Annotated in this window: 13 protein-coding genes; 5 read left to right on the top strand and 8 right to left on the bottom strand. The window is 72.7% G+C overall.

Annotation, left to right across the window (positions count from 1 at the left end):
* Window positions 1-27: 27 nt before the first annotated feature.
* From AB0H12_RS23315 to AB0H12_RS23305, 3 genes are all read left to right on the top strand, one after another.
* Window positions 28-2,076: a putative bifunctional diguanylate cyclase/phosphodiesterase gene (locus AB0H12_RS23315; protein ID WP_499625169.1), complete on the top strand. Its 2,049-nt coding sequence runs from the start codon at window positions 28-30 to the stop codon at window positions 2,074-2,076.
* A gap of 78 nt (window positions 2,077-2,154) precedes the next feature.
* Window positions 2,155-2,784 (top strand): VOC family protein, encoded by a 630-nt coding sequence (locus tag AB0H12_RS23310; protein WP_499625167.1) that lies wholly within the window; start codon window positions 2,155-2,157, stop codon window positions 2,782-2,784.
* A 55-nt stretch (window positions 2,785-2,839) separates the two neighbouring features.
* The gene (locus AB0H12_RS23305) at window positions 2,840-3,352 is read left to right on the top strand and encodes a GNAT family N-acetyltransferase (RefSeq protein WP_499625165.1); all 513 of its coding nucleotides are present in this window, start codon (window positions 2,840-2,842) and stop codon (window positions 3,350-3,352) included.
* 123 nt (window positions 3,353-3,475) lie between these two features.
* Here the strand turns inward: AB0H12_RS23305 and AB0H12_RS23300 are convergent, their stop codons facing one another.
* The 7 genes from AB0H12_RS23300 to AB0H12_RS23270 form a co-directional block, all read right to left on the bottom strand.
* Window positions 3,476-3,937 (bottom strand): PPOX class F420-dependent oxidoreductase, encoded by a 462-nt coding sequence (locus tag AB0H12_RS23300; RefSeq protein ID WP_499625163.1) that lies wholly within the window; start codon window positions 3,935-3,937, stop codon window positions 3,476-3,478.
* 214 nt (window positions 3,938-4,151) lie between these two features.
* A complete protein-coding gene (locus tag AB0H12_RS23295; RefSeq protein ID WP_499625161.1) occupies window positions 4,152-7,169 on the bottom strand; it encodes an ATP-binding protein in 3,018 nt (1,005 codons plus the stop codon).
* Window positions 7,170-7,199: 30 nt separating this feature from the next.
* Window positions 7,200-8,105, bottom strand: coding sequence for a non-homologous end-joining DNA ligase (ligD, locus tag AB0H12_RS23290; protein ID WP_499625357.1), 906 nt, complete (start codon window positions 8,103-8,105; stop codon window positions 7,200-7,202).
* Window positions 8,095-9,561 (bottom strand): non-homologous end-joining DNA ligase, encoded by a 1,467-nt coding sequence (gene ligD / locus AB0H12_RS23285; RefSeq protein WP_499625159.1) that lies wholly within the window; start codon window positions 9,559-9,561, stop codon window positions 8,095-8,097. The genes ligD (AB0H12_RS23290) and ligD (AB0H12_RS23285) overlap by 11 nt, the downstream gene beginning before the upstream one ends.
* Before the next feature lie 16 nt (window positions 9,562-9,577).
* On the bottom strand, window positions 9,578-10,453 hold the full coding sequence (ku, locus tag AB0H12_RS23280) for a non-homologous end joining protein Ku (protein ID WP_499625158.1): 876 nt from the start codon (window positions 10,451-10,453) through the stop codon (window positions 9,578-9,580).
* 94 nt (window positions 10,454-10,547) lie between these two features.
* Entirely contained in the window at window positions 10,548-11,339 is a 792-nt protein-coding gene (gene ku, locus AB0H12_RS23275; protein ID WP_499625157.1) for a non-homologous end joining protein Ku, read from the bottom strand.
* A gap of 108 nt (window positions 11,340-11,447) precedes the next feature.
* Entirely contained in the window at window positions 11,448-12,419 is a 972-nt protein-coding gene (locus AB0H12_RS23270) for a tyrosine-type recombinase/integrase (RefSeq protein ID WP_499625155.1), read from the bottom strand.
* Window positions 12,420-12,509: 90 nt separating this feature from the next.
* Here AB0H12_RS23270 and AB0H12_RS23265 point away from each other — a divergent pair, with 90 nt between their 5' ends.
* On the top strand, window positions 12,510-13,115 hold the full coding sequence (locus AB0H12_RS23265; protein ID WP_499625154.1) for a TetR/AcrR family transcriptional regulator: 606 nt from the start codon (window positions 12,510-12,512) through the stop codon (window positions 13,113-13,115).
* Entirely contained in the window at window positions 13,115-13,804 is a 690-nt protein-coding gene (locus AB0H12_RS23260) for a YqeB family protein (protein WP_499625152.1), read from the top strand. Before AB0H12_RS23265 ends, AB0H12_RS23260 begins: the two co-directional genes overlap by 1 nt.
* 759 nt (window positions 13,805-14,563) lie before the next feature.
* Here AB0H12_RS23260 and AB0H12_RS23255 read toward each other — a convergent pair.
* Window positions 14,564-15,775: a glycosyltransferase family 2 protein gene (locus AB0H12_RS23255; RefSeq protein WP_499625150.1), complete on the bottom strand. Its 1,212-nt coding sequence runs from the start codon at window positions 15,773-15,775 to the stop codon at window positions 14,564-14,566.
* Window positions 15,776-15,803: the final 28 nt, after the last annotated feature.

Below are 15,803 nucleotides of genomic sequence, written 5' to 3'. Positions count from 1 at the left end.
GGCCCGCGGGTGGGCGAGGAGGAGCGCGTGAACGGCAACGGCGCGTTGCACCGGGAGGTGCTCGACCGGGCCGACGTCGGTTTCGGTGTGACGGACGCGAACGGAACGCTGGCCTGGGTGAACCCCGCGCTGGCGGAGATCCTGGGCGTGCCCGTCGACCACGTGGTCGGCCGGTCGCTGCCGGCGCTGCTGCCCGGCGCGCCCGAACGGCCCCGGGCCGGGCTGGCGCTGCTCACCCCCAGCGCCTACCGCAAGGGGCACCGCTGGCTGGAGGTCACCTGCCAGACCCTGCCCGCCGCGACCGGCGCGGACGCCGAGGAACGGCTGCTGTACCGGGTGGTGGACGTCACCGCGTGGCGCGACCGGGAGCTGGAGGCCACCCACGAGGCCGACGCGCTGCGCCGCGCGCAGGTGCTGGGCCGCATGGGCACGTGGGAGTGGCACATCGCCGAGGACCGCGTGGTGTGGTCGGACACGCTGCTGGAGATGTTCGGGTTCGACCCGGACACGGAGCTGGACTTCGACGGCTACGCCGCCGTGGTGCACCCCGAGGACCTGTCGATGATCCAGGCCACCCTCGAGGAGGCCATGCGGTCGGGCGCCGGGTTCTCCTACACCCACCGCATGCTGCTGGGGCAGGACCGCACCGAGCGGTGGTTCGAGTGCTTCGGCGAGGTCGTCACCGACGAGGACGGCTCGCCGCTGCGGGTGTTGGGCACCGCGCACGACATCACCCGCGCCCGCCGCGTGCACGACGAACTGCTCGCGCTGGCCGAGCAGGACCCGCTCACCGGGCTGGCGAACCGGCGCGCGGTGACCCGTGAGCTGGAACGGCAGCTCGCCGGCGGCGGCCCCGGCGCGATGCTGCTGCTGGACCTGGACAACTTCAAGGACGTCAACGACCTGCGCGGCCACGCCGTCGGCGACCGGCTGATGAAAGCGCTGGCCTCGACGCTGCGGTCACGGCTGTCGACGTCGCAGCTGATCGGCCGGCTCGGCGGCGACGAGTTCGCCGTCGTGCTGCCCGGCGCGACCCCCGCCGACGCCGCCCGGGTCGCCGAAGGACTGCGCGATGCCGTAGCGGCGTTGCCGCTCGTCGGCGCCGCCCGCAGCATCACCGTCTCGACCGGCGTGGCCGAGTACGGGCCCGGCGACACGTGGGAGCTCGTCCTCGCCAACGCCGACCTCGCCCTCTACGCGTCCAAGGCCGCCGGCCGCAACCGCGTCACCGTCTACGAGCCCGGCCACTACGCCGACACCGCGAAACGCGTCTCCGTGCTGGACCGGCTGCGCGCCGCGCTCGACGGCGGCGGCCTGGCCCTGCACGCCATGCCCATGGTGCAGCTGGCCACCGGCACCACCCTCGGCCACGAGCTGCTGCTGCGGCTGGAGGACGGCCGGGACCCCTACCTGGGCCCGGCGGAGTTCCTGCCCGAGGCCGAACGCTCCGACCTCGTGCTCGACATCGACCGGTGGGTGCTGTCCACCGCGATCGACGCCCTCGTCGGCCACCCCGACCCGCGACTGCGGTTCAACGTCAACATCTCCGGCCGCACCCTGGAGGACGAGGACTTCGGCGGGTTCGTGCTCGACCGGCTCGCCACCGCGGGCGTCGCGCCCGGCCGGCTCGGCCTGGAGATCACCGAGACCGCCGCCGTGACCAACCTCGACGCCGCCCGCGCCCTGTCGCTGCAGCTGCGCGCGTTCGGCTGCCGCATCATCCTCGACGACTTCGGCTCCGGCTTCGGCTCGTTCGTCCACCTCAAGCACCTGCCCATCACCGGCATCAAGATCGACGGCGAGTTCGTGCGCGGCATCGACGAACGCTCCACCGACGCCGTGCTCGTCGCCGGCATCGTGCAGATCGCCCAGGGCCTCGGCCTGACCGCCGTCGCCGAGTGGGTCGAGCGCCCCGCCCAGGTCGACGCCCTCGTGCGGCTGGGCGTGCAGAGCGGCCAGGGCTTCCACCTCGGCCGGCCCCAGCCGCTCGACCAGGTCCTCTCGGCCCAGCCGCAGCCGCCGAACGGCGCATTGTCGCCACGCATGGCCGGTGCGGAGGATGGGGCGCGTTCCTGATCACCGCCGCCCCGCCCCCGATGGGAAGCCACCGCCGTGCCCGGTACCCCCGACAGCCCCGCACGCGGTGTCCGCCGCGTGGAGCTGAGCACCACCCGCCCCGAACCGATCGCCGAGTTCTACGCCCACCTGCTCGGCTGGGTGCTCATCGCCGAACCCGACGGCGCGTTCACCGGCTGGGTCGGCGACCGCCTGGCCGCCCGCGTGCACCCCGGCGACCCCGCCTGGCGCGTCGTGTTCGCCGGCCCCGGGCCCCGCGACCTCGGCGTCGGCGCCGCCGTCGACTCCGGCCGCGTCCTGCACGGCCCGTGGGCTCCGCAGCCACGCCCCGGCGAACCGTGCTGGGTGGAGATCATGGGCGACGCCGCCGACGACGACGACCACTGGGCCGGCGCGCTCGGCTGGCAGGTCCGCGACCCCGACGGCGAGTTCACCCTCTACGACGCCGCCGTCACCGACGACCGCCGCGCCGTCGCCGGCCGCCTCACCGGCCAGGGCGGCTGGACCTGCTACTTCGCCGTCCCCGACGTCGCCGCGGCCCTCGCCGAGGCCACCGACATGGGCGGCACGGTCCTCGTCGGTCCCCGGGACGTCCCCACCGGTGTCGTCGCGGCCGTCGCCGACCCCGCCGGCGCGGTGTTCGCCCTGCTGGAGAACCCGGCCGGCTGGGGCGGCGCCTGGTGCGCCGCCCACCAGGCCCACGCCTAGGACCGGCCACCGCGGTGGCCGCCGAGGAGGAGCGTGCGATGACGAGGAGCGTGCGGTGACGGGAACCGAACCGGTCGTGCGGGACGCCGGGCCCGACGACGTCGCCGCCGTCCGCCGCTTCGGCGAGGAGCACGTCCCCGCCCACTACACCCCGCTGATCGGCGCCGAGGCCGCGGCCGGGCAGGTCCGCCTGTGGTGGGACGAGGCGCGGCTCGGCGCCGCCGCGGCCGACGGGCTGCTCGTCGTCGCCGAGCTCGACGGACAGCTGGTCGGCGTCGCGCAGCGCGGCCACCTGGGAACCGACCACGTCGTCTACAAGCTCTACGTCCACCCCGCCCTCCGCGGTCGCGGACTGGGACCGCGGCTGCTCGACGCGATCACGCGCCGGCTGCCCGCCGACGCCGACCGGCTGTGGATCGAGCACTACGCGGCCAACGCACGCGCGGGCGCGTTCTACGAGCGCGAGGGCTTCACCGTGCAGCGGGTCGAACCGGGCCCCACCGGGGACCCCGCGCTCGCGGTGGTGTGGCGGGCCCGCCCCCTGCGGCGACCCGCGAGCGCTCGGTGACCGGAGCGCGCGGTGGCCCGGAGCGCGCGGTGGCCCGGGGCACGCGGTGGCCCGGGGCACGCGGTGGCCCGGGGCACGCGGTGGCCCGGGGCACGCCGGGGGAGCGGCGAGCGGGTGGAGCGGTCAGCCTGCCAGTTCGGGCGGGAACCCGCCGGTCGCGATCGGACCCCACCGGTCGATCGTGACGCGGATCAGGGACTTGCCCTGCCGGCGCATCGCGGCCCGGTACTCGTCCCAGTCCGGGTGCTCGCCCGCGACGCACCGGTAGTAGTCCACCAGCGGCTCCAACGCCTCCGGCAGGTCCAGCACCTCCGCGCGCCCGTCCACCTGGACGTAGGGGCCGTCCCAGTCGTCGGACAGCACGCACACCGTCACCCGGTCGTCCCGCCGCGCGTTGCGCGACTTCGCCCGCTGCGGATAGGTCGACACCACCACCCGCCCCTCGTCATCCACCCCGCAGGTCACCGGCGACACCTGCGGACGCCCGTCGGCGCGCGCGGTGACCAGCAGGGCGCGGTGGCGTGGCCGCAGGAACGCGACCAACTCGTCACGGGACACGGAGTCGGCGGTGGCGATTCTCGGCATGCCCACCAGCCTAGGAGAAGGCGCCCCGACCGCACGCCTCACCGCCCACCACGGGCACCACCCGCACCCACCACGCCGCCCTCGACCGCCTCCTCGGACCGGATCGACCTGCCCTCCCGGTCGCCGGCAATCGTCACGGCCCGCGCCGAACAACACCCCGCGCCGGCCTCGCGATCCCACCCCGCCGACCACCCCGGCGCGGGTGGAGTCGACGTCACGCGTCGAGCAGGGCGGCCACCTCGTCCGACCCCAACCCGGCGCCCCGCGCCGACACCTCCCCGAACACCCCGTCACCCAGCACCGCCCGCGCCGCCGCCTCCACCGCGAGCACCTCCGGATCCACCACCGCCACCTCGCCGCGCAACCCCCGCGCCGCGCCCGCCAGCAACGCCGCCCGCACCCCGTCGCCCTCCGCCACCGCCAACGCCGCGTGCGCCTCCACCACCCGCGCCAACACCACCTGGTTGCCCCACTCCCGCGCCGACGCCGCGGCCGACGCCCACGCCCGCACCGCCGCCCCCCGGTCACCGCACGCCGACTCCACCCGGCCCACCGCCACCAGGATCGACGCCCGCACCTCCTCCGGCCCGAACCAGCCCCGCGGACACACCCGCAACGCCTCCTCGCACCACCGCCGCGCACCCTCCGGATCACCGCGCCGCCGCGCCACCTCCGCCGCACCCAGCCACGCCTGCGCCAACGTCTCCACCGTGCCCTGCGACCGCGCCAACACCGCCGCCTCCTCCACGTCGGCCGCCGCGCCGTCCAGATCACCGGACTGACACGCCCACTCCGACCGGCGGCACAGCAGGCTCGCCGTGTGCTCGGTCGCCCCGAACGACCGCGACAACGCCAACGCCTCGTCCAGGAACCCCATCGCCTCCGCCAGCCGACCCGCCGTCCGCGCCAACTCGGCCAACTGCGCCAACGCCAACGCCATGCCCCACCGCTCACCCACCACCCGGAACCCCGCCAACGCCGCCGCGTGCTCCTCCCACGCCTCCCGCAGCCGCCCCGAGTACTGCAGCCCCATCCCCGACCCCAACCGGCCCAACGCCCGACTCCACGGATCCGACCCCAACAGCCGATCCCGCAACGCCTCCATCTCCGCCAGGTCCAGCTTCGGGACCCCGTGCGCCATGCCCCACAACACCGTCAGATACGGCCGCGCCGGCGGACCGGCGAGCCCCGCCGGCATCGGATCCCGCGGCGACGGCGACCCCGGCAACCCCGCCGCCCCCGTCGACGACGCGTTCACCAAGCACAACAGGTACTCCTCGGCCAACCCGGCCGGCGGCGTCGGACCCACCGCCCGCACCACCTCCGCCGCCAACGCCGCGCCCTCCGCGCGCAACCCCCGCAACCACCACGGCCACCCCAGGTCCGCCGCCAACCGCAACGCCAGCCCGTGATCACGCTCCGCCGCCCACCGCACCGCCGCCGTCAGGTTCTCGTGCTCCGCCGCCAACCGCCCCAACCGCACCAGCTGCCCCGCCCCGTACAGGTGCGGCGCCGCCTCGGCCGCCACCCCCGCGAAGTGCTCCGCGTGCGCCCGCAACACCCCCTGCTCCTCACCCGACTCCGCCAACCGCGCCGCGCAGAACGCCCGGATCGTCTCCGACATCCGATACCGGTTCCCGGACACCTCCACCAACGACTTGTCCGCCAACGACGGCAACACCTCGTCCACACCCGCCACCCCGCACACCGCCGCCGCGGCGCCCAACGTCGCCCCGCCCCGGAACACCGTCAACCGCCGCGCCACCACCCGCTCGTCGGCGTCCAACAACCCCCAACTCCACTCCACCACCGCGTGCAACGTCCGATGCCGCGCCACCGCCGCCCGACTACCCCGCGACAACAACCGGAACGGGTCACCCAACCGCGCCGCGACCTCCGCCACCGGCAACGACCGCACCCGCGCCGCCGCCAGCTCGATCGCCAACGGCAACCCGTCCAACGCCCGGCAGATCCCCACCACCAGCTCCGCCGTCCCCGGGTCCAGCCGGAACGACGGGTTCACCGCCACCGCCCGGTCCGCGAACAACCGCACCGCAGCCGACCCCGCCCCGCCCGCTTCCAACGGCGGCACCGGGCGCACCACCTCCCCGGTCACCCCCAACGCCTCCCGCGACGTCGCCAACACCCGCAACCCCGCGCACCGCGCCAACAACCCGGCCGCCAACGCCGCCGCGTCGTCCACCACGTGCTCGCAGTTGTCCAACACCACCAACACCGGCCGGTCCCGCAACGCCGCCACCAACCGCGCCACCGGCGCCGTCACCGGCCGCATCCCGTCCTCCCGCAGCCCCAACGCCGACACCACCGCCCGCGGCACGTCCCCGCCCACCGCCAACGGCGCCAGGTCCACGAAGAACACCTCACCCGACTCCCGGGCCGCCGCCTCCACCGCCAACCGCGTCTTGCCCGCACCACCCGGACCCGTCAACGTCACCAACCGCGACGACCCCAACGCCGCCCCGACCAGCCGCACCTCCTCCTCACGGCCCACGAAACTCGTCAACTGCGCCGGCAACACCCGCCGCGCCACCGGCCCCTCGCCCCGCACCACCTCGCCGTGCGCCGCCAGCAGCCCGGGGGAGGGGTCCGCGCCCAACTCCTCGGCCAACAACCGGCGCGTCCGCTCGAACAACCCCAACGCCTCCGCCTGCCGCCCCTCCCGGTGCAGCACCCGCACCAACCGCGCCACCAACCGCTCCCGCGTCGGGTGCGCCGCCACCAACTCCCGCAACAACCCCACCGACGCGCCCTCGTGGTCCTCCACCGCACGCAGCCGCAACTCCTCCCACCGCGCCGCGCACACCGCCGCGAACGGCGCGTCACCCACGTCCCGCAACGCCGGACCACGCCACAACGCCAGAGCCTCACCCGGCAAACCCCGCGCCACCAGGTCCTCGAACCGCAGCGCGTCCACCTCACCCGGATCCACCACCAGCCGGTACCCGGCCGCCGACCGCTCCACCTCCACGTCGAGCACCGACCGCAGCCGCGACACCTGCGACTGGATCGCGTTGCCCACCCCCGCCGGCGGACACGGCCCGTACAGGGCCTCGCTCACCCGGTCGACACCCACCACCCGGCCCGCGTCCACCGCCAACAACGCCAACAACGCCCGCAACCGCGGCCCACCGACCCGGACCTCCGTCCCGTCCGCACGCCGCACCACCATCGGACCCAACACCCCGAACCGCACCCGCGAATCCTCCCTCACCCCGACACCACCCCCACCCCGGGCCGGGCGTCACCGGGGGAGAGACGACGGCTCTCCCACCGCGAACAGATCACCCCCCGCGTCCACCCGCTCCCGCACCTCGTCGGCCAGGAACACCAGGTCCTCCACCACCCGGCACGCCTCCACCTCGTCCCACGACACCGGCGTCGACACCGACGGCCGCGGCCGGGCGCGCAGCGAATACGGCGCCACCGTCGTCTTCGCCGGGTTGTTCTGCGACCAGTCGATCAACACCTTCCCCGTCCGCTGCGCCTTCGCCATCCGCCACACCACCTCCTCCGGCCACTCGCGCGCCAACCGCTGCGCCACACCCTTCGCGTACTCCGACGTCCGCTCCGCCGACGACACCGACACCGCCGCGTACACCTGCAACCCCTTCGACCCCGACGTCTTCACCACCGGGACCAACCCGTCACCCTCCAACACCTCCCGCACCCGGCACGCCACCCGACAGCACTCCACCACCGTCGCCGGCTCACCCGGATCCAGGTCGAACACCAGCAGATCGGGGGAGTGCCGCCCACCCCGCGCACCCACCGTCCACTGCGGCACGTGCAACTCCAACGCCGCCAGGTTCGCCAACCACACCACCGTCGCCAGGTCGTCCACCACGACGAAGTCCGCGTACTCCGCACCCCGCGACGACCCCGGCGTCTCCACCCGCACCGTCCGCACCCACTCCGGCGCGTGCGACGGCGCGTTCTTCTCGAAGAACGACTTCCCGTCCACCCCGTTCGGATACCGCCGCACCGTCATCGGCCGACCCGCCACGTGCGGCAACAACACCGGCGCGATCCGCGTGTAGTAGTCGATCACCTCCGCCTTGGTGAACCCCACCTCCGGGTACAGCACCTTGTCCAGGTTCGTCAGCTTCAACCGACGACCCTCCACCCGCACCAACGCCTCACCCGTCACCACGCCGCACCTCCCCGGGCGCCCGGTCCGGCCGCAACCCCCGCCACGTCGGGAACCGCAGCCGACCGTCCGCCGTCCACTGCCGGTACGCCACCTCACCCACCAACTCCGGACGCACCCACCGCGCACCCCGGGCCCGCTCCCGCGGCACCTCCGAGGTGAACGGCGACCCCGTCACCTCCGACCCCGACAACCGCGCCGTCAACCGCTCCAACTCCGCCTGGTCGAACCCCGTGCCCACCGACCCCGCGAACACCAACCCGCCCTGCCCGTCCGGGATACCCAGCAGCAACGACCCCACCACGCCCTTGCGCTTGCCCTCACCCGGCCGCCACCCCCCGACCACCACCTCCTGCGTCGCCACCGCCGTCACCTTCACCCACTGCGGCGACCGCCGACCCGGCACGTACCGCGAATCCAGCCGCTTCGCCACCACCCCCTCCAACCCCTGCTCCCGGCTCGCCGCCAACACCGCCGCCCCCTGACCCGGGAACGCCTTCGGCGTCAACCAATGAGCGCCCGCCAACCCCAACCCCTCCAACAGCTCACGACGCCGCGCGTACGGCAGCTCCAGCGTGGGGGAGCCGTCCAGGTGCAACACGTCGAACACCAGGAACGTCACCGGCGTCCCCGCCACCAACCGCCGCGCCTGCGCCGCCGAGGCGTGCATCCGCTGCTGCAACACCCCGAAACTCGGCCGCCCACCCTCCAACGCCACGATCTCGCCGTCCAACAACACCTGCGTGACACCCAGCTGCGCACCCAACCCCTGCAACTCCGGGTACGTCGACGTCACGTCGTTGCCCAACCGGCTCGTCAACCGCACCCGACCACCCTCGACCCGGGCGATCGCCCGCACCCCGTCCCACTTGAACTCGAACGCCCACTTCGCCGCCGGCCCCGGCAACTCCGCCGCGGGCGTCGCCAACATGGGCGACAGCGACTCCGGCAACGGCGCCCAATCCGGACGCGCCGCCCCGTGCCGCCGCCGCACCATCCAGTCCTTGCCCGCCCCGTCCGCCCCGCCGCCCGACCCACGGCGGAAGAACACGAACTCGCCCTCCACCCGCGAACCGTGCAACACCACGTCCACCTCGCGGTCGGACCACTTCACCGTCTCGTACCGACCCCGGTCCCAGATCACCATCTCACCCGCGCCGTACTCGCCCTTCGGGATCACACCCGAGAACGACGCGTACTCCAACGGGTGATCCTCGGTCCGCACCGCCAACCGGATCGTCCCCGGCTCCGTCGGCAACCCCTTCGGCACCGCCCACGACACCAACACCCCACCCCGCTCCAACCGCACGTCCCAGTGCAGCCGCGACGCGTGGTGCTCCTGGATCACGAACGTGTCGTCACCACCACGGGGCACCACCGAGTCGTCACCCGGCACCGGCTCCGGCGTCCGCCCCGGATCCCGCTTCCGCCGGTACTCCGAAAGATCCCCACCCATCCCCGCCGCCACGCCCTCAGGCGGGCTTCGCCTTCTTCTTCGCCGGCGCCTTCCGCGACGAGGACGACCCCGACGCGGACTTCTTCGCCGCCGGCTTCCGCGCCGCCGACCGCCCACCCCGCGCCGACTTCGCCTGCTCCACGCTCCGCTCCAACGCCGTCATCAGGTCGATCACCTCACCGGCCTCCTCCACCTCCGGCCGCTCCGGCAACTCCGCACCCTCCGCCTTCGCCTCGATCACCTTCTCCAGCGCCGCCGTGTAGTCATCCGAGAAATCACCCGGATCGAACGACCCCGCCATGCTCTCCACCAACGACGACGCCATCTTCAACTCCTGCGGCCGGACCTCCACGTCCGCGTCCAAGAACTCGAACTCCGGCTTCCGCACCTCGTCCGGCCACAACATCGTGTGCATCACCAACAGGTCGTCCCGCGCCCGCAACAACGCCAACGTCTCCCGCTGACGAATCGCGATCTTCACCACCGCCAACTGCCCACTGCGCTCCAAAGCGGTCCGCAACAACACATAAGGGCGCGTCGCCGCCTTGTCCGGCTCCAGGTAGTACGACTTCTGGAAATAGATCGGATCCACTTCCTCCACCGGCACGAACTCCAACACCTCGATCGCCCGATCGGTGTTGACCGGCAACCTGTCGAAGTCCTCCGCCTCCATCACCACGACCCGACCGTCGTCCAGCTCGTAACCCTTCGCGATGTCGGCGTAGGCGACCTCCTCGCCGCACACCTGGCACACCCGCTTGTACCGGATCCGCCCGCCGTCCTCACGGTGCACCTGATGGAACCGGACGTCGTGCTCCTCCGTGGCCGTGTACAACCGGACACCGATCGTCACCAACCCGAAGGAAATCGCCCCACGCCACACGGACCTCATGCCACGTGACTACCCGCGAACAGCGCGATCCGCACCAGGGCGTCACTCGAACGGGCTAACAATCAGCGGGCTCCGCGACCAAACACCGCAACCCTCAACCACCCTCCCGCCGCGACCGCCCCGACCGCACCCGCTCCACACTCCGCCGCAACGCGCCCAACAGATCCACCCCGCCACCCGCCTCCTCCGGCGCCCGCGCCACCGGGACCTCCGCCGCACCCTCCGCCTTCGCCTCGATCAACCCCTCCAACCGCTCCCCGTACCCGTCGGAGAACACCGACCCGTCGAACGGCGCCGTCATCGACTCCACCAACGACTCCGCCACCGCCAACTCCGCACCACCCGACACCACACCCGAGAAATCGGAATCCGGCTCCCGCACCCGCTCCGGCCACACCAACGTCTGCAACACCAAACCCCCACCCCGAGGCCGCACCACACCCAACACCTCCCGACCCCTCATACCCGCCCGCACCACCGCCACCCGAGACAACCGCACCAACACATCCCGCAACACCACGTACGACCCCACCGCCACCCGCTCCGGCTCCACGAAATACGACCGACCCCACAACACCGGATCCACCTCGTCCGCGCCCACGAACTGCACCACCTCGATCGTCGGCTCCACCCCGGCCGACAACCCCGCCAGATCCTCCGCCTCCACCATCACCAGCCGACCGTCCGGCAACACGAACCCCTTCGCCACCTCCGACAACTCCACCCCCTCACCGCACACCGAACACACCCGCCGATGCCGCACCCGCCCACCGTCCAGCCGGTGCACCTCGTGGAACCGCACACCACGATCCCGCGTGGCCCCGAACAACCGCACCGGGAACACCACCAACCCGAACGCCACCGAACCACGCCACACAGCCCTCATAACCCCTGCGTACACCTGTGCGAACATCGACTCACCCAAGTCACCCGCACGGACCAACCACCGAGAACTCGCGACAGCCGACCACGCGACCGCACCAGGCCCAAACGCCTACTCCCGGTGCGGCAACCGCGCCAGCGACGCGTACGTCCGGTTGCCCGCCACCGCCGCCCGCCGCTCCCGCGCCGTCGCCTCGATGTAGTTCTGCGACGTCGCCAACGACGCGTGGCCCAACAACGCCATGATCTCCGACGCCGTCGCGCCGTCCTCCGCCAACCGCGTCGCGAACGTGTGCCGCAACGCATGCAGGTTCGCCCCCGACGGCACCCGGTCGTGCAACCCCGCCCACCGGAAGCACGACCGCACCAAGTACTCCAACCCACCCCGCCCGATCGGCTCCCCGTGCCGATCACGCAACAACGCCGACCCCCGATCGAACCGCCCCTGCGGAAAACGCCGCCGACACGACACCACGTACTGCTCGATGATCCGGTCCATCGCCGGCTCGATCGGCACCGACCGATCCCGATTCCCCTTGCCCGCCACGTGCAGCCGCCGCTCACCCGGCCGACCCACCACCGACCCGTGCGTCAACGTCCGCATCTCCGCCGACCGCAACCCCGCCACCAACCCCAACGCCAACACCAGCACGTCCCGCTCCGGCCACGGATCACGACCCTGACGCGCGCCCTCCGCCGCCGCCGCCAACAACCGCTCCGGCGTGTCCTCACCCCGCAACGGCTTCGGCACCAACGGCGGGGTCTTCGGCCGCGCCACCGCACCCATCGGGTTGCCCGCCACCAACTCCTCCGCCACGCAGAACGTCAGGAACTGGTTCCACGTCGACCACGCCCGCAACACCGACGACTTCGCGTGCGAGTCCGCGAACACCCCGAACGCCTCACGCAGGTTCCGCGCCGTCAGCTCCGACATCTCCAGCGCCTCCGGGGGAGTGCCCGTCACCTCCGACAACAACGCCGTGACACCCGCCAGGTCGCGCCGGTACGCCGCCGTCGTGTGCGGCGAATCCTTCCGCGGCCGACGAGCGAGGAAGAACGACTCCTGAGCGGCAAGCACCAGCATGTCGATCTTCCTACCAAACACCACCGACAAAACCGGGGGACCGCCCCCGGTATAGTTCAACTGATCGATCAGTCAACGAAAGGGCGCGCCGTGGCACGCACCGTCGACACCCAACAGGTCGCACAACGCCGACAAGCCATCACCCTCGCCGCCGCACGCCTCTTCGCAGCCCACGGCTTCGACCAGACCACCGTCGCCCAGATCGCCCGCGCCGCCGGGCTCAGCCCCGCCAGCGTCTTCTACTACTTCCCCGACAAACAAGCGGTCTTCCGGTCCGTGTTCGAACGCGACCTACCCCGATCCCGAGACCTCGTCGCCCGCCACACCGACACCCCCCACCCCGTCGCCGCCATCACCGCACTCGTCACCGAACTCGCCGCCGACGCCCAAGACCCCAGCGCACCCGGCCTGCTCGTCGAACTGCTCCGCCAAGCAGGCCGCGACCCCGAACTCGTCGACATCGTCGCCCGCAACGCCCGCATCCTCCACGAAGGACTCACACACCTCATCACCCGCGGCATCCAGGACGGAACCGTCGACCCCGCACTCGACCCCGCCCACACCGCCCGCTGGCTCCTCACGATCGTCGACGCCGCCTTCCTCAACGCCGACCCCGCACACGACCCCCGCCCCGCACTCCACCGCACCGTCACCCACTACCTCACACCACCACCGCCGGACCCGGAGGACACCTGATGGGGACAACCACCGACCACCACACCGCCACCATCACGATGCCCGCCACCTGGCTCTGGCTCCTCCGACTCGGCTGCGCCGCCGCCTTCGCCACCGCGCCACTGGCGAACTGGCTGCTCGACCTCACCGGCTCGGCACCCGCCCCACTCCGACTCGCCGCACAACTACCCACCGCCTGGGCAGTCCCCGTGCTCACCCTCCTCGGCGCCGCCACCGGAACCTGGCTCGCCGCCACCGCCCGACGGGAAAGCCCCGTCGTCACCGTCCGCCGCGACCACATCGCCGTCCACCACGATTACACCGCGCTGCACGTGCCCCGCGACCGGACCAACGCCGTCTTCACCGACGGCCGAGACCTCGTCGTCCTGGACCACGACGCGGGCGAACTCGCCCGCGTCCGGGCCACCGACCTCCCGACCGGAGCACTGCTCGAGGCGTTCGAGCGGTTCGGCTACCCCTGGCGCGGGACTACCGACCCGCACGAAACCGAGTTCACCCGCTGGATCGACGGCACACCCGACCTCGACCCGGCCACGCACACCCTGCTCCGCACCCGCCACCGAGCCCTCGCCGACAAGAAGGCCGGCGCCGCGGCAGAAGCACTCGACGAGCTCCGCGCGAAAGGGATCGCCGTCCGGGACCGGGACGGCGCGCAGCAGTACCGCCGGCGTGCGCGAAGGTCGTCGTGATCGGATCGGGGCAGGGGAGGGCCACGCCGTCTTCCCGGGGGAGCGGGCTGCCGGCGGGGCGCGTGACGGGTGCGTCGGCCCAGGTGGCGAAGCTCGTCGGGCGGTCGCGCAGTGGACCGGTGGCGATCCGGGCGTCACCGGTCACCGGCAGGAACGGCATGATCCGCAGCTCCTGCCGGTGATCGACGGATGATCCAGTGACTGATGGATAATCCCCATTATCCATCAGAAGCGGGTCCGGAAGGGGTTCGAGCCCCGACCGGGGGATGCTCCTCTCGAACGCTCCGCCGACGGCCGATCCGACCCCTGGAACGCCCATTTGCGCGCGACGCGCACGACCGTGAGGCCGGTGCCCGGGGAGCCTGGTGAGCGGACCGGGGGTTCCCACCGAGGACCCCGACGGCCCGCCTCGGTGATCAACTGCCGACGTGCGCCGGGCACGCGCGTCGGGCCGACATCCGCTGACACCACCCATGATCCGTCACTGTGACGTTTCTACGGTGACAGGTTCCAAGGGTTCCATTGGCGCCCCGGTGACTGTCTCGACCTTCCCGGCCCTGGGGACTCCGCCCGTGAGCCCATGGGCCACGTCGTCCGCATGAGCGACGGCGAGGACGGACGGCGGCAGTCGTGCGCGGCGGCGAGCGAACCGGCGTCACGCGTGGACGTCGTGTCGCGCCGGTGTGGCCGGCCTGCGGCTCGCGGTGTCCGCGACCCCTGCCGACCAGCCTGTCCGGAACGCCGATAATCTACATTATGTTAAGTAGAACGTTCGGGAAGCGTCCGGGGCGCTTCCCTGCCCACCCGCTTCGCCTCCGCGGTGATGGTGTCGCCCCACGTGCCCCACATGCCGTCGAGTCGTGAGGTGACGACGACGCGGTGCACCGCGTCGTCCGGCAGCGGGATCTGCAGGCCGATCGCGTGGTGTCGCGCGTGCGTGCCGCCGGCCTTCGCCAGGAGCTCGGCGTCGAAGTCGATCAGGACGCTGCCCTCGGGCAGGGTGTCCGGGATGTCGTCGCCGCAGCCGACGACGCACACCGGTCCCCCGGCGTCGGCGGTGTGCTGTTCGATCTCCGTTCGAACGTCGAGGTCGCGGGCCTGGTCGGTCCACGTGGTCAGGGTGCGGTGTTCGGCTTCGGCGATGAGCGGGTCGTCGCGCTCCAGGGAGGCCCAGACGAGTTCGACGCCGGGTTCGTGGGTCTTGTCGAGAAATTGCCGCATGGTGCGCTTGGCGCTGGCGAGCATCTCCCCCGTGTCGCGTTCGTGCGGTGGTTCGACGGCCCAGGCGGTGAGGTCGAAGTGGGTGGCGAGGCCGTGTCGGTGCAGGCGGTAGCCGAGTTCGATGTCTTCGGTGCCCCAGGTGACGAAGCGTTCGTCGAAGCCGCCGACGGCGTCGAAGTCGGTGGCGCGCACGGAGAGGTTCATGCCCCAGGCGAAGAGCCAGGGGAAGGCGAGCCGGTCGGGCTGGAAGTCGACGGCGGCGAGGGGTTCGTGGCGGATGTCGCGGAAGCCGGGGTGGTCCTTGAAGTCCTGGTGGACCTGCTTCGGGGTTCCGGTGGTGATGGCTTCGGCGAGGCCGGGTGTGGGGTCCCAGGGGCGGTAGCCGTGGACGTAGCCGAGGTTGAGGGTGGGGTGTGCGGTGTGGGCGTCGGCGTGTGCGCGGGTGAGGTCGGGTCCGGCGAGGGTGCCGCAGTCGAGGAAGGCGAGGACGGGCGCGGTGGCGTGGCGGGCGCCGGCGTTGCGGGCGTGTGCGACGCGGCGGCCGAGGTCGGGTTGGTGGTGGTAGTGCAGGTGGAGGCGGTCGTGGAAGGTCTTGACGACGTCGGCGGTGTGGTCGTTCGAGCCGTCGTCGCAGACGATGATCTCGTAGTCGTCGGGTGGGAGGGTTTGGTCGGTGAGGCTGTCGAGGGTGCGGCGGAGGAGTTCGGCGCGGTTGTAGGTGGGGATCACGACGGAGATCCGCGGCGGCATCCGGGCTCCTTGGGGCGCTGGTGGTGCG

The sequence above is a fragment of the Actinosynnema sp. NPDC023794 genome, from assembly GCF_040639675.1.
GTDB lineage: Bacteria > Actinomycetota > Actinomycetes > Mycobacteriales > Pseudonocardiaceae > Actinosynnema > Actinosynnema luteola.
This window is presented reverse-complemented; position numbering and strand designations above follow the sequence as displayed.

Excerpts from the sequence above, each read along its gene's own strand:
- ligD (WP_499625159.1), bottom strand. The coding sequence starts at position 9,561 with ATGGGTGGGGATCTTTCGGAGTACCGGCGGAAGCGGGATCCGGGGCGG.
- AB0H12_RS23270 (WP_499625155.1), bottom strand. The coding sequence starts at position 12,419 with ATGCTGGTGCTTGCCGCTCAGGAGTCGTTCTTCCTCGCTCGTCGGCCG.
- ku (WP_499625157.1), bottom strand. The coding sequence starts at position 11,339 with ATGAGGGCTGTGTGGCGTGGTTCGGTGGCGTTCGGGTTGGTGGTGTTC.
- AB0H12_RS23260 (WP_499625152.1), top strand. The coding sequence starts at position 13,115 with ATGGGGACAACCACCGACCACCACACCGCCACCATCACGATGCCCGCC.
- AB0H12_RS23255 (WP_499625150.1), bottom strand. The coding sequence starts at position 15,775 with ATGCCGCCGCGGATCTCCGTCGTGATCCCCACCTACAACCGCGCCGAA.
- AB0H12_RS23300 (WP_499625163.1), bottom strand. The coding sequence starts at position 3,937 with ATGCCGAGAATCGCCACCGCCGACTCCGTGTCCCGTGACGAGTTGGTC.
- ku (WP_499625158.1), bottom strand. The coding sequence starts at position 10,453 with ATGAGGTCCGTGTGGCGTGGGGCGATTTCCTTCGGGTTGGTGACGATC.